The 14,265-nt window shown below is 43.7% G+C and carries 9 protein-coding genes; 1 reads left to right on the top strand and 8 read right to left on the bottom strand.

The window, feature by feature from the left end:
- Nucleotides 1-244: 244 nt before the first annotated feature.
- From FC82_RS05025 to FC82_RS05015, 3 genes are read right to left on the bottom strand one after another with little or no spacing between them, the layout of a single operon-like run.
- On the bottom strand, nucleotides 245-2,467 hold the full coding sequence (locus tag FC82_RS05025; protein ID WP_056996384.1) for a glycoside hydrolase family 3 C-terminal domain-containing protein: 2,223 nt from the start codon (nucleotides 2,465-2,467) through the stop codon (nucleotides 245-247).
- Between the two features lie 20 nt (nucleotides 2,468-2,487).
- The gene (locus tag FC82_RS05020) at nucleotides 2,488-3,885 is read right to left on the bottom strand and encodes an MFS transporter (RefSeq protein WP_056996383.1); all 1,398 of its coding nucleotides are present in this window, start codon (nucleotides 3,883-3,885) and stop codon (nucleotides 2,488-2,490) included.
- A 4-nt stretch (nucleotides 3,886-3,889) separates the two neighbouring features.
- Entirely contained in the window at nucleotides 3,890-5,434 is a 1,545-nt protein-coding gene (locus tag FC82_RS05015; RefSeq protein ID WP_056996382.1) for a DUF5060 domain-containing protein, read from the bottom strand.
- Between the two features lie 167 nt (nucleotides 5,435-5,601).
- Here FC82_RS05015 and FC82_RS05010 point away from each other — a divergent pair, with 167 nt between their 5' ends.
- Entirely contained in the window at nucleotides 5,602-6,585 is a 984-nt protein-coding gene (locus FC82_RS05010) for a LacI family DNA-binding transcriptional regulator (RefSeq protein WP_056996381.1), read from the top strand.
- 148 nt (nucleotides 6,586-6,733) lie between these two features.
- Here the strand turns inward: FC82_RS05010 and FC82_RS05005 are convergent, their stop codons facing one another.
- From FC82_RS05005 to FC82_RS04985, 5 genes are all read right to left on the bottom strand, one after another.
- Entirely contained in the window at nucleotides 6,734-8,119 is a 1,386-nt protein-coding gene (locus FC82_RS05005; protein WP_056996380.1) for an MFS transporter, read from the bottom strand.
- 190 nt (nucleotides 8,120-8,309) lie between these two features.
- Nucleotides 8,310-8,822 (bottom strand): hypothetical protein, encoded by a 513-nt coding sequence (locus FC82_RS05000; RefSeq protein WP_056996379.1) that lies wholly within the window; start codon nucleotides 8,820-8,822, stop codon nucleotides 8,310-8,312.
- A 17-nt stretch (nucleotides 8,823-8,839) separates the two neighbouring features.
- Nucleotides 8,840-10,228, bottom strand: a complete 1,389-nt coding sequence (locus FC82_RS04995) for a DHA2 family efflux MFS transporter permease subunit (RefSeq protein WP_056996378.1) — start codon at nucleotides 10,226-10,228, stop codon at nucleotides 8,840-8,842.
- 106 nt (nucleotides 10,229-10,334) lie between these two features.
- Nucleotides 10,335-12,374, bottom strand: a complete 2,040-nt coding sequence (locus tag FC82_RS04990) for an FAD-dependent oxidoreductase (protein WP_202813727.1) — start codon at nucleotides 12,372-12,374, stop codon at nucleotides 10,335-10,337.
- Between the two features lie 55 nt (nucleotides 12,375-12,429).
- Nucleotides 12,430-14,235, bottom strand: coding sequence for an FAD-dependent oxidoreductase (locus FC82_RS04985; protein ID WP_235809176.1), 1,806 nt, complete (start codon nucleotides 14,233-14,235; stop codon nucleotides 12,430-12,432).
- Nucleotides 14,236-14,265 lie beyond the last annotated feature (30 nt).

The following is a 14,265-nucleotide window of genomic DNA, read 5'->3' as shown; positions in this document are numbered from 1 at the left end:
ATTTTGTCACCGGCAAACTGCCGATAAGGTACGTGAAGAAAGCCCTGAGATTGGAACCGATACCAACTCTCGTCAGCAAATAAAGACTAGCGAATGAAAATTGCCTTCAGTGCAAATTCAAATGTTCTAAGATTAGATGATACAGGGAATAAAAGTTTCATTCCGCATGTACTTTGTTATCTAGTCTAAACATGTGACAAACGACTAGAGGCAAAATTACCTTTCGTCCTACACGCTCTTGTAATCAAGATGCCTCAATTAATTTTAAGAATGTTTTCATTTGCGTTGGAGAAGCACCAAACATAATTGATGCACGAAATGGCATGTTCTTCAAAATTTCACTACTATTACCAGTAACCACTTGATCAAGAATGTCCTTTAATCCCGATTGCTGAAGTGCCTCTTGTAGTTCAGGTCGGTTGATGATTTCGCTCAAGTAAGTATCCGGCCCAATTTTACTCGTTAGCGGGCTGCCCAACCGCACCGCAACGACTTTTTCTAACCGAATATCTCGTGATGAACTACCGACCATGATGCAGTAGTCGCCATTATCAACCTGCCACTTTGCATCATTATCATTGTACCAGGCGAAGCATCGGCGGTTTAAAGACAGTTTGATTTGCCGACTTTCGCCAGGGTTCAATGCCACCTTTACAAATCGTCTAAGCTCTTGTTCAGGTACTTCAACCCGACTTGCTAGATTTTGGACATAAATTTGAGCCGTCTCTTTACCAGCAACTTCACCAGTATTTGAAATGATAAATGACATTTGTACTTGAGTTTCATCGGACGTTACTGATAAGTCATGATAGGTAAATTGCGTATAACTCAATCCGTACCCAAAAGGAAAGTTCACCCGTTTATGTTTCAAATCATAGTAACGGTATCCAACATAAATACCTTCATGATAATTTTCAGCCTCTGGACTTGCATTAAATGTTCCAAAGGTTGGATTATCCTCAATTCTAACGGGAAACGTCTCCGCTAATTTGCCTGATGGATTAACAACGCCTGTCAAAATATGCCAAGTGGCCTCACCAACAGCCTCACCTGCAAGATAAGTCTCAACAATTGCCTCCACTTGATTCTTCCAAGGCATTGAAACGGCTGAACCGTTCTGTAAAACAATGATGAGATTTGTATTTGCTTCGCTCAATTTTGAAATGAGACTTGTTTGATTAGCTGGCAGATCAAAGGTCGTCTTGTCAAAACCTTCCGATTCCATGGCCTCTGGTACGCCGGCAAACATGATTACTTTATCAACATTATGAGCAAGATTTACTGCCTCAGCGACAAGTTTATCATCCGCATTAGCTTCTGCCAGTCGATAGCCTTGGGCGTAAGTCACAACTTGTGTTCCGGCCTTTGCTGCATCAAGTGGCGATACTAGTTGATGTGCGTTGACATGAGAACTGCCACCACCCTGATATCTGGGTTTGTCTGCTAATTCACCTATAATTGCGATGGAATCCTTAGTTTTAATGGGTAGAACAGCCCCTTTATTCTTCAAAAGAACGATACTGTCTTCGGCTGCACGTTTCGCAAATTCATGTTGCTGTTCCTTATCATAATCATGAACTGCTGTAGCGTTAACATGGTAAGTTTCAACCAGTTTCAATACTCGTAATGCAGCCGTATCTAACCGCGCTTCATCCAAATCTCCAGTCGATACCGCTTCAACAATTCGTTTCGATGAATAATTACCATTCCCCGGCATTTCCAGATCCAAACCGGCTTTTAAAGCAGCAATATTATCAGCAACCGCACCCCAATCTGACATAACAAGTCCTTCAAATCCCCACTCATTACGTAAAATCTGAGTCAGTAGGCGATAGTTCTGAGAATTCAATACACCGTTGATTGCGTTATACGAACACATCAAGGTTGCCGGATGTGCCTGCTTAACAATTTTTTCAAATGCAGCCAAATAAATTTCACGTAGTGCACGTTCATCAACGTTAGAACTTGACGTAAACCGCTGATTCTCACGATTATTAGCTGCAAAATGTTTTACGCTGACGCCAACTCCTTGAGACTGAACGCCTTTCACGTACGCACTACCTAATTCACCCGCAAGGTAGGGGTCTTCAGAAAAATACTCAAAATTTCGACCGGCCAACGGCGTACGTTTCATGTTCACACCTGGCCCCAATAAGACATCCACATCTTCTACTCTAGCAGCCGTACCGAGATTTTCGCCTAATTCGTAAAGCATATCCACGTTAAACGAACTAGCGGTTAAAGCAGCACTTGGGAAGCATACAGCCTCCACACTTTGATTTAGGCCAAGCGCGTCCGCACTGCTGGCCTGCTTGCGTAATCCAGATGGCCCATCAGTCATCATCAATTTGGGAATCTGTTGCCCCTTATTTTCAGCGGTGAACCAAAAATTCTTACCACTAACCAACTCGGCTTTTTCAGCCACTGTCAGTCCTTGGACAAATGTTAAATCGAATCGTATCGTCATTGTCATTCTCCTGCTATGAATTAATTGCCCTGTCCTTCACCACGCGCAGCAAGATCCTGTGAGATCTGCTTATTCTTTTTATCCAAATCGTAGAAAATCATCAAGATAATCATGAAGACCGACACAGCGACTGGTACCCAGGTAAAGGCGTTTAAAATGCTCGTCAGTGTATAACCTGATTGATGCGCTAACTGACCGTTGTAATGTGATAGCGCTAATACCCACGCGACCATTGCACTGGACAAGCCCATCCCGATTTTCATACCAAAGCTGTTTGCCGAAAAAACAAGTCCGTCAGACCGAAAACCGTATTTCCACTCTCCAAAATCAATCACGTCCGTCAACATTGGGTTTGAAGCAGCTGAAACGGGAACGAGTCCCACTGCCCGGAGGAGGATACTAGTGACAATCACTGTTTCGCTATAAGGATTAATTAAAATAACCAGACTGGCTAAGATGATAATGACTAAGCCGCCAATTGCAGCGTTTCGTTTACCGACCTTTTGAATAATAGCTCCCGAAAACGGTAACCCAATCACAACTGGGAGCACTGTGGCAACACCCAGAATGGACATCAAGTTTGAGTCGTTAAGCACATATTTTGCAATGTAGGCGTTCATCCCATTTGCAATACCTTGGTAAATCCAGTTTGCTAATCCAAAAATCGTTGTGATCCACCAGTATTTATTCTTAAACAATGACCCAAACTGACGCTTTAAACTAATAACTTCTTTGGGTGTATCGTCATTTTCTGCGACTGGCGTGACCCGTTCTTTAGTGAACTTATAAGTGAAGTAGTAACCGAAAGGAATCAGAACTCCGATAAAACCAAAGAGCAAGCCCCAGCCCATTGGTGATTTTGCCGGGAAGAGATTAATGAATGGCATTGCAATCAATGAAAGCAGAACTGAACCCACGTTAGCAATCAACATCCGATACACATTTAATGTTGTGCGCTGGTTAATGTTGCTTGTAATCAACGAATTCAGCGATCCATAAGGAATATTAACTGCTGAATAGAAAAAGTTAACGACAAAGTAAATCCCAAAGGCGTAGACAACGGCCATCGGAGAATTTGACCCAGCAAACGGATTGGTGAACAGCAAAATGAAACTGATGCCAAACAAAATGCCAGCTTTGAGGACCCAGGGCCGTGCTTTGCCTTCTTTGGACTTGGTACGATCGACTAAAACACCGACAATCAAATCCCATACCGCAATGATAAACCGTACAGATAGTAGAATCATCGCCGCCGTTCCGGCTGAAATACCGACAATATCGGTATAAAACATTGTCAGGTATGTTGCCATAGCGTTATAGGCAATACTCGTCCAAAAATCCCCCATTCCAAACGCAAATTTTTCCAAAAAATGAGGTACATAATTACTGTTTGTTTTAAGTTGTTCCGTATCAGTCATTAGCCTACTCCTTTGCAGTCAGCAACAGCGCTTGATACTTGTGTTGCGGCATTTCAAACCACGTGTCACTGTCAATGTCATTTTTAAAAGCCTGCTTCGTCATATCCCACGTGTTGATCAACTGAGCAGAGTACTTTTTCCCGTCTGGTAAGAAAGGTAATCTTTCAAATCTTGGCTGACTCGTACCAAAGTATACGATTACATTGTTATCATCTCGAGTAGCGCCGGCATAAAGCTCCCAGTTAGCCGTTTGGATCCCAATTGGTTTAAGATCTGTCAGACCATTGTCAGTAATTAATTGTGCGAGGTAATTAATACGTTTGTAACTTTCACCGTAGAGCTTGCCACCGTGCGCCCACCAAATTGGTCGTGCCGTATGTGGTTTATCAATTAACGTTTCACCATGACTGGCATACGCGCCATGACACATTGCTTTCCAGAAATTATCGGCTTCTTCTTCAGCCGAAAGATCTCCCCATCCCATCTCAATGTTTCCTTCGTAACGACATTCATCAAAAATAACTGGCTTTTGATAACCATGTTGCCATTCAGCACTCCGATACATTGAAAAATTTTGAATACTCAAATGCGTGATCCACGGTTTGGAATAGTCGTACCAGTTATTAGTCGTAAACCCATGGCGCGGCAAATCATAGAAGTTGTGAATCGACAATAAATGGTCTGATGGGTCTTCCAAGGATACCGTTTGGCAAAGATCGTCCCATTCGCCCAAATGGATTTGGCCGGCGATGTCCATCAAATCGTATTCATTGGCAAGTGACCACCAAACATTTTTAAAACTGGCTAACCGAGCTACGATATATTGCAAATATAGATGGTTAAAGTGCTTACCCATCCTGGCAAAGCCCCAGTGGTCATACGGATGAAATAGGATCAAATCTGCTTGAATGCCTAGGGCATCCAAATCTTTAATTCTTTGTTCTAAATGCTGAAAATACTGCGGATTAAATCGTGAAAAATCAAATCGAATGTCTTCTTGCTTAACTGCCCAATCATCATTGGTAAAAGGATGTGTGCTTTGCGGCATGTCGCCAACGTAAGGATATTGTTGCGGTTCCTTAGTGTTGTAATCATAGTATTTAGGAAACACCGTCATCCGAATTTTATTGAAGTTATTTGCACGCAAAGTATTTAACGTCTGTTGCTGAGTGGCTTCGTCCTGTACTGCCCATGCGTAAGCAGTTGTTCCAACTGGCGCGTATGGCGTACCATCGGCATATGCAAAGCTCGTCCGATTTGAAACGACTACCGGGCCGTGATTATCTGCGGTTGCAGCAGAAACGGTAAAGTCGCCCTCAGTTTTATCTAAAGCGGTTACATTTGATTGTGTAACATAGTGCCACTCGCCAATACGATTAGGCATGAAGCGCACTTTATAAACCCCTTCTCCATCATAAAAGCCGCGAATTTTAATCTTTTTGTTAGCGTTTTCAAAAATTGCAAATAACGTCGTTTCCGTAAATGGGTTACCTGTTGAAGGTCCCGAAAGGATCAATTCAAATGTTTGCCATTGTTCTGTTGTCGTCATATTGTGTCCTCCTGTTGGTTTGAGTAACCGGTTACTCATTTAGTATGTGTATAATATATAACGCTTAAAACTCTGTGTCAACTTTAATTAATTAATTAAGTAACCGGTTACCCAAATTTACGTTGTGGTATGATTTAGATACAATAAAGAAAACGGGAGGAAGCAATATGACCACAATTAGGGATATTGCAAAAATGGCTGGCGTCTCAGTTGCGAGTGTGTCGCGCGTAATCAACAATACTGGGCGTGTTGGCGAAGCAACCCGAAAACGTATTCAAGAAATCATTAAACAAACTAACTATGTGCCAAACCAGACAGCCAGAACGCTGTATCAAAAAAGTTCCAAACTGATTGGGCTGATTATTCCTGACTTAAACAACCCGTTTTATTCTCAAATTGTAACAAGTGTTGAAAATAAACTGCGACCATTAAAGTATCAATTGATTATGATTTTCGACACTGGTGGCGACGATGCTCGATATAAAGAATCAGTTGATACCCTAATTCAAAATAATATCGATGGTATTATTTCTTCAGCCTTTGAAGCTGATTTATCTGCATATACTGAGACGCCAATCGTGTTGTTTGACAGTGGTCACGTCAACGACAGTTTGACCCGAATAGCCTCCGATAATTATCGCGGTGGTGAGTTAGCTGCAATGGCACTTGTTTCAAGCGGCGCAAAAAAAATCATTATCCAACATGGCCCACTTTCATTGCCTCCGATTCGAGAACGTTTAGAGGGCATATTGCATTACTTAAATCAAAGCCAAGTTGTTTATGAATTGCAATCTGTGCGTGATTTTACACTGGTTACCGCTAAGGAAGAAACACCTAAACTTTTTAAAGATTTTTCTGATTTTGATGGTGTACTTGCTGCTAATGATATGTATGCATTAGAGATAATGCGCAAAGCACAGCAGGCCCACCTAAGCGTTCCCGGTGATTTACAAATCATAGGCTATGACAACAGTATTTTCAGCCAGATGTCCCAGCCCACAATTACCACCATTGATCAACAAGCTGATTTGATTGGAAAATCAGCCGCGGAAACGCTTTTAAAAAAGATCAATAAAGAATCGATAAAGACTGACGACAAAGGAAATATTACCTTACCTGTAAAATTGATTAAAAATGAATCAACTCGATAATAAGAACAAAAAGAAACGCCGTGATTATTTCTCACTAGCGTTTTTTTAATTTCTAGATTTAAATTTCTACTGCGGATAAGTCTGATACCCGATGCTTCCAGAGGACACAATAGTGACGCTTGAGCGCTCTTCTTGACTTAAAAAAGAGCTATTGTCTTCTCTCATCTACAAGCCGAAAAGCAAAAAACGTTAAGCAAACCAGTAGCACCGTCACCCAAAGGAAGGAAACATGCGCACCTGCTACGTACCTAACAGCGCCACTGCTGCTTTGACTCGCGTGTTGGCCAACAATCAAAAAAGTTGTCGCCACCGAAACAGATAACGCACCAAAAACCTGTTGCAGGGTGTTCATAATGGTACTGCCATCGTTTGAATCCTTATCACCCAGATCGCCCAGGCCATAACTTTGGGCGGGTGAGAGCAAAAGCCCAGAGCCAGCCATTAAGATGATATCGACACCGATGATATACCATAGTGAAGTGCCAGCTTGCACGCGTAATAACAGCAAAATGCCAATCAGTGCAAGTATGGCACCGATTTGGACAAGTCCTTTGGCACCAAATGAATCGTATAAGCGTCCGGCCATCAACGCAACAAAGGCGTTAACAACCCCTGCCGGTAGCAGAATCAATCCGGCCTCGCTCACAGAAAATTGAAGCCCGCTCTGCAACATCTGTGGCAGAATGTACATTGCTGCCATCACCATCGCAAAATTTAGGCTTGCAATAATGGTTGCCAGCGCATATTTCTTTGAATGGAAGATTTTAAAATTTAAGATCGGCGCCGGTAATTTAAGCTGCCGCCGAACATAAATCACCACGAAAAGAATGGCGACTGCCAATAAGGCATATAACCCAATATTTTTGAACCCGTAGTCACTGAACATCCCAACGGCAGTGATTAGTAATCCGAACCCTAAAACAGAATATAAAACCGATAAAAAATGGACCTCTGGTTTAGTTTGTTTAATCACATCTGGCACTGTCAGCAGAATTAATATCAGTGCAACCACAGCAATCGGAATAAAGATAATGAAAATCCAGCGCCATGAAAGACAATTGACGATGATACCGGAAAGCGACGGTCCAAGTGCCGGTGCAAAATTCATGACCACGGCAATGATACCCATTGCTGACCCCAATTTATTTGCCGGATAAACTAATAACGTGACAGCAAACAATAACGGGATGAACAGTCCAGTACTAATCCCCTGAATCGTCCGGCCAATAAATAACCAGGCAAACGTTGGTGCCAACACAGCAATAAGTGAACCCAAAATAAACACGATGGCAGCAAACGCTAAAATAATTTTTGGCTTTACCCACCGTGAAATCAGAGTTGTCAGTGGCAAAACGATACCCACCACCATCGTGTACCCAAGGACCAGCCACTGAGTCTGTCCGGAGCTAACTTGAAAACTTTTACCAATCTGTGGCAGCGCAATATTCAGCGCGGTTTCCGAAAATAATCCTAAAAAATTTATGACTAAAACACCCAAAACAACCATAAATGGGCTTTTAATCTGTCTGTTCATATAGCATCCTCCCTTATCGAGAGTACTCAAAAAGCGCTCCTTACCTAATGTTAGCACTTTGGAAAATTTAGAGCATGGCTAACGCAGGTGGGGCGCGTTATTATTATCTCAATAAAATTTACAGTATTTCTTCAAGTCTAATTACGATTTCACGTGAATTTACCGACACAGTCGATTCGACATTTATCGGCTATCGACCACTGACGGGATGTTGCGTCGTGACAACCGCCTTCTTAGTTCTATGTTGGACGATAACTACTGTCAGCACAGTAACAATGATGGCACCTACAATGAATGTCGGCACAGCCATCATCATGTGGTTGAGTCCAGCCACACCTGGAATTGCAAACACGGTAGCAATGGTCAGGCCATAGTCATTCATCACAACAGGAAAATGTCCAGAAAGGCGACAGGAAAGCAGTAGCCAAAATCCAATGGCGATACCTGGCATAAAAATTGAAAAAACGGTGCCCATAATCATGCCATATATGGTGCCAAACAAGCATTCCATCAATAGCGAATAGTTCATCCCCTGTGGCATTGCAATAGCAACGTACAGACTTAACATAACAACAGGTAACCAACCGGTGACATTCCCGAAAAGAATCTCAGGTAATTTAATCAAACTAATAATACAAAAAACAATGACAATTGCGATACAACATACTCTAAATAAGGCAAGACCGTGCAGTTGTTTTTTCATCATAAGTTTCTCCATTCTTAAGAGTGTTCCGTTTCGTCAACAATCTTAAAAGCAAAAAACGTCAACCCAACCATCAGAATCGTGACCCATAAAAAGGACATGTGTGCGCCAGACATATATCGAATCCAACTGTGATTACTGTCACTCACATGTTGACCAATAATCAAAAACGTTGTCGCAATCGAGACCGACAACGCGCCAAACACTTGTTGCAGTGTGTTCATAATCGTACTGCCGTCGTTTGAATCAGTTCCGCTCAGATCACCGAGTCCATAACTTTGTGCTGGTGACAGCAATAGTCCCGACCCGGCCATTAAAATAATATCCACCCCGATGACGTACCAAAGTGATGAATTTGAGTGCACACGCAACAATAGCAAAATACCGATCAACGCAAGTAATGCGCCGATTCGAACCAGTTTTTTTGCTCCAAACGAGTCATATAAGTGACCCGCCATGAGCGATACAAAGGCGTTGACCAGTCCCGCTGGCAGCAAAATCAATCCCGCCTCGCTGACCGAAAACCGAAGTCCGCTCTGCAACATTTGAGGAATGATGTACATTGCAGCCATGATCATCGCAAAATTCAATGTTGCAATAATCGCCGCAATTGTGTACTTTCGTGATTTAAAAATTTTAAAATTCAGAACTGGGTTCACCAATTTGAGCTGTCGGCGAACGTAAACCACAACAAAAATTATGGCAACCGCCAATAAAACATATACACCGACTGAGCTAAACCCAACGGTACTGAACAACCCAACTGCAGTGATCAACAAGCCAAACCCCAGTATTGAATCTAAAACCGAAAGCAGATCAACTTTTGGCTTAGTCTGCTCGATAACATCCGGCACCGTCAGCAAAATAAGTATCAGCGCAACGATTGAAATCGGCACAAAGATAATGAATATCCACCGCCACGACAAATAGTTTACAATAACACCGGAAAGCGAGGGGCCAATTGCCGGTGCAAAGTTCATTACCACCGCAATGATGCCCATGGCCGTGCCTAATTTGTTACTGGGATACACCAGTAACGTTACCGAAAACAGGAGTGGCATGAATAGTCCAGTGCTGATGCCTTGAATCGTCCGACCAACGAACAACCAGGTAAAGTTGGGTGCCAACGCAGCAACCACCGCCCCGAAGATAAACACGATTGCCGCAAAAGCCAAAATCGTTTTAGCTTTCACCCACCGCGAAATCAATGTCGTTAACGGCAAAACAATGCCAATGACCATGGTATATCCCAAAACGAGCCATTGTGTTTGCCCGGAACTTGCTTGGAAGGTCTTCCCGATTTGAGGCAACGCAATATTCAATGCCGTTTCTGAAAACAATCCTAAAAAATTAATGACTAAAACACCCAAGACGACCAAAAACGGGCTTTTAATCTGTTTCGTCATATAAAATCCTCCTCATCTGCATCCATCAAAAAGTGAACCCCCGTTGTGACACGTGTTTTGATAACTGACACGTGGCCATTTTTGGGGGTTACACTTGGTTATTCAATTAAATAATTTTCATTGCTGCCATGTAACCACTTCGGACAGCATCTGCCACCTTCCCCGCGTGATCTGCATCACCAATGACCCAGGTCTTTGCATCAGCTGCGTCACGTTTTAGATTGTCTACGGTGTCACTATTTGACGCCATCCCCATCGAAAAACAGGTAGAATCTGCCTTCAATAGTTGCTGCTGTCCCTCTTTTTCAATCAAAACACCATCATCCGTAAACGCAATACATTTGGCTTTAAGAACTTGTTTCATGTGTCGATGATCCATCTCATTTAACAACGCGTTGCGATAATAACCGAAAGTCTCTTCCGCCATCATATCCTGCATTTCAACAACTGTGACATCTTTGCCATGACGGGCTAAATGAAGGCCAACTTCACAACCAACCAGACCGCCACCAACAATAACAATGTGCTTGCCAAGATGATTCATTTCAGCGTAAGCGTCTAAGGCATTCGTGGCTTTTTCAATGCCAGGAATATTGGGCACAACTGAGTGGGCACCCACAGCGATGATGACATCATCCGGGTTTTCTTTTTTGATAAGATCTGCATTAGCCTCAGTATTAAGTCGAATATCCGCACCACTCTTCTCAGCATCACGAATAATTACATTTTTGGCGTTACGCAAATCAATTTTGTCTTCATCTTCGTTCGTGAAATTAACTGTCCCGCCTAAATGGTCTGATTGTTCAACCAACACAACGTCATGGCCACGCTTCTTAGCTGTAATAGCCGCCTGCAAACCACCAACACCGCCGCCAATTACCAGGACTTTATGTGCTGACTGTGGCGTCGGCAGAGAATCAGGATAAAACCCGAAGCCGCTTTCGGGGTTAATAGCACACTGCCCCATCGACAACGGCGAGTATATTTTGGCAGCCTTTTCAGGGCCAATTTTCTTATCCAATGGAATATCAGTTGGATGTTCGCAAAATCCTGGATAACAGTTGAAGCAGCGCACACAGCGGCGAATACTATCTTCCTCGCCATCAAGTGCCTTATTTGGCATGTTCGGATCTGCAAAACATTGACGACCAAATTCAACAAAATCTGCTTTACCTTCTGCAATCACTTTTTCGGCCAACTCGGGACCGTTAAAACCGCCAATTGTAGCAACATACGATTTTTTGACCGCCGCTTTGATTTTTGCAGCATATTCTACATTTAACCCGTGAGGTTCCAAGAATGATGAGAACGTCTTCGTTTGATTACCCAACCATTTTAGACCGTTGGAAATGTGTAAAATGTCGGCCATGCCGTCAATTTCTTTGCAGAATTCTACCGTGTCATCAATGGTCATGCCTCCAGGTACACCGTCTTCCGCGGAGAACCGTAATTCAAGAATACCGTCCTCACCGATTCCTTTTCGACAGGCCTCCAAAATCATTTTTGGAAAGCGAGAGCGATTGGCCATACTGCCACCATATTGATCAGTTCGGTGGTTTGTCCATGGTGAGATAAATTGTTGAAGCAGGAAGCCATGGCCACCATGAAGCATTACACCATCAAAACCGCATTTTTTCGCAAATCGAGAAATCTGGTAAAAGTCGTTGCAGACTTTGGCCATCATTGCCTCATCCATGCCTTTAACCTTGACACCGTCGTCACGCGTCATGTCTTCAGGACCCCAAGGTACCTTTGCTTCAGCTGCTTGGCTGCCTTCATGTGAGAATTCCATGTAGGACAGTGCACCTTTGGCACGAATGCGGTCCGCGTATGCTTTGGCGATTTCAAAATCAGGACCGACATATTTTGTAAAATCAATCTTGCGCTCTTGGAATAGTGTCCGCGCTTCTTCAAAATTCAGTGGCATTTCACCGGTCGAAACACAACCAAATCCACCGGCAGCACGTTGTTCAACCATCCGATAGATATTCTCTCGCATTTTAGGAATGAAATAACTCGCATGCATAAACATCGTTGGTGCTGCAATCATCCGGTTTTTATATCGTTTACCGCGAATCGTCACCGGACTAAATAGATGAGGATACTTGACCATACCCGGATGTTCAATAATAGGTGCTTGACTCATAAAAATCGCTCCTTCAAAAATCAACACTTTTCAATCCATCTTGCTTTACGTGCTACTATGCCCCAACCGGCGTTTTCGCAGACCCGGTCGCCTTTAAGTAGGCTGCAAGACCATCCGCTGCCATCCGTCCGGAATTTACAGCGAATCCCATGGAATTGCCCGGCAACGTAAAGTTATAGCTGTCGCCATAGATGGTATTAGCATCCTGACCGGCACTATACAAACCCGGGACGATTTCATCGGCACCCGCGTAAACTTCGCCAAGCTTGTTGGTCCGAATACCGCCCAACGTTGAATAAGCACCGGTGAAGTACTTGCCAACAATATAGCGGCCATTCCCGCGAATTGGTTTCAAAAACTTCGCTGGTTTGTGAAAATCCGTATCGAGATTCTGTACACAAAGCTGGTTGTAGTGATCGATTGTGTCTTGCAGCTTAGCCTCATCAATACACAGTTTGTCAGCCAGTTCTGACAAAGTGTCCGCCACAATAATACCTTCGTAGTCGTTTGCGATGGCCTTCTTGATCTCATCTTCAGCATCAACAAAGCAACTGGCTGGGTGTACGATGTCCGCAATGGCCGGACCATTTGACTTGTAGTCGTCCAACATTGCTTGATCCATAATGCAGTACGCATAGTTACCTGGTTGCAATCGCAAAGCATTTCCAGTGAACGTTGTATTCCCCATGTCACCCTCGTTCATGAACCGGTCACCGCGCTGATTAATCAGAAGGTTCGGCTGTCTGAACGCTGCGTCAGCGTTAAAATACTGAAAATTATCGGGGAGCAAATAAATCGTTTCGACGTTTTCTGACGCGGTGTCTTTCTTGGCACCTGCCTGCCACATCATCCGTAAGCCGTCGCCTTCAATTCCTGGAACGTTGAACGTGAAGAAATCTTCGTTTAAATTCAAGCCGAGTTCGTCGTGCAGCATTTTCTTATTGGATCCGAACCCACCAGTCGCAACCAATACAGCTTGTGTAGTCACATTGTAACGTTGACCGTTAGTGGCCTGAGCTGTAACCCCAGTGATCTGGCCGTTGTTTCGAGTAATTGCGGTGGCTGGTGTTTCAAGATAAAAAGTGGCACCAAGGGCTTCTGCTCGCGCTTTCAGATGTTTGTTCATGTCCGCAGCTGCCCCTGGCCCTGGTTGACTGCCATCATCCGGCTGAACAACATGCCAAGTGGCGTTTGATTCCTTGAAGTACTTGAAAGCACCAGCAAACTTAACCCCCATGTCTTCCAACCATTGGATAGTATTTGCAGAAAGATTGAAATAGGTTTGAACGAGGTCTTCATCAACTCTGTAATGAGTGTAAGTCATGTGCTCTTCAAGGGCTTCGGGGACGGAAATGTCATTGAAGCCCTTGCGTTGAATGTCCGTATCGATGCCCAGCGGTCCCATCCCCATATTGGCAGTTCCCCCGGCCACACCATTCTTTTCGAAAACGGCAGCTTTGAGACCGTGTTCGCCAGCTGTGACTGCGGCAGCTAACCCTGCTGGACCGGCACCGATGATGACCAGATCGGCAGATAAATGTTTGACAGGCTGGTCGTCGGCAGACGTTTGTGTAACGTGAGCACTAAAGGCTTCTCCCACATCTGCTTGGACTAAGGCAGCTTTGACCGCGCCAGAAATGCCCTGTGATGTTTTGGTGGCACCTGAAACAACATCAACGTTGTAGGATTGACCGTCAACTATTCTTTTGGGAATTTCCGTTAAGGCTTTTTCTGAAACACCTGGGGTCTCATGATTGTCGACCACTTCAACATCTGCTAGTTTGCCGTCCGTAACTGTGACTTTGACCGTTAACTCACCGTCTTGTCCCTGACCAGTTGCTGTATACATACCATCTTTCATGATATTTCCTCCTATCACGATACAAAAATA

Origin of the sequence: Secundilactobacillus collinoides DSM 20515 = JCM 1123 (genome assembly GCF_001435975.1) — a bacterium.
Lineage (GTDB): Bacteria > Bacillota > Bacilli > Lactobacillales > Lactobacillaceae > Secundilactobacillus > Secundilactobacillus collinoides.
Note: the sequence above shows the minus strand (reverse complement) of the source record. Positions and strands in the feature narration are given on the sequence as shown.

Coding starts and splice junctions, on each gene's coding strand:
- FC82_RS05025 (WP_056996384.1), bottom strand. CDS start 2,467: ATGACGATACGATTCGATTTAACATTTGTCCAAGGACTGACAGTGGCT.
- FC82_RS05020 (WP_056996383.1), bottom strand. CDS start 3,885: ATGACTGATACGGAACAACTTAAAACAAACAGTAATTATGTACCTCAT.
- FC82_RS05015 (WP_056996382.1), bottom strand. CDS start 5,434: ATGACGACAACAGAACAATGGCAAACATTTGAATTGATCCTTTCGGGA.
- FC82_RS05010 (WP_056996381.1), top strand. CDS start 5,602: ATGACCACAATTAGGGATATTGCAAAAATGGCTGGCGTCTCAGTTGCG.
- FC82_RS05005 (WP_056996380.1), bottom strand. CDS start 8,119: ATGAACAGACAGATTAAAAGCCCATTTATGGTTGTTTTGGGTGTTTTA.
- FC82_RS05000 (WP_056996379.1), bottom strand. CDS start 8,822: ATGAAAAAACAACTGCACGGTCTTGCCTTATTTAGAGTATGTTGTATC.
- FC82_RS04995 (WP_056996378.1), bottom strand. CDS start 10,228: ATGACGAAACAGATTAAAAGCCCGTTTTTGGTCGTCTTGGGTGTTTTA.
- FC82_RS04990 (WP_202813727.1), bottom strand. CDS start 12,374: ATGAGTCAAGCACCTATTATTGAACATCCGGGTATGGTCAAGTATCCT.
- FC82_RS04985 (WP_235809176.1), bottom strand. CDS start 14,235: ATGAAAGATGGTATGTATACAGCAACTGGTCAGGGACAAGACGGTGAG.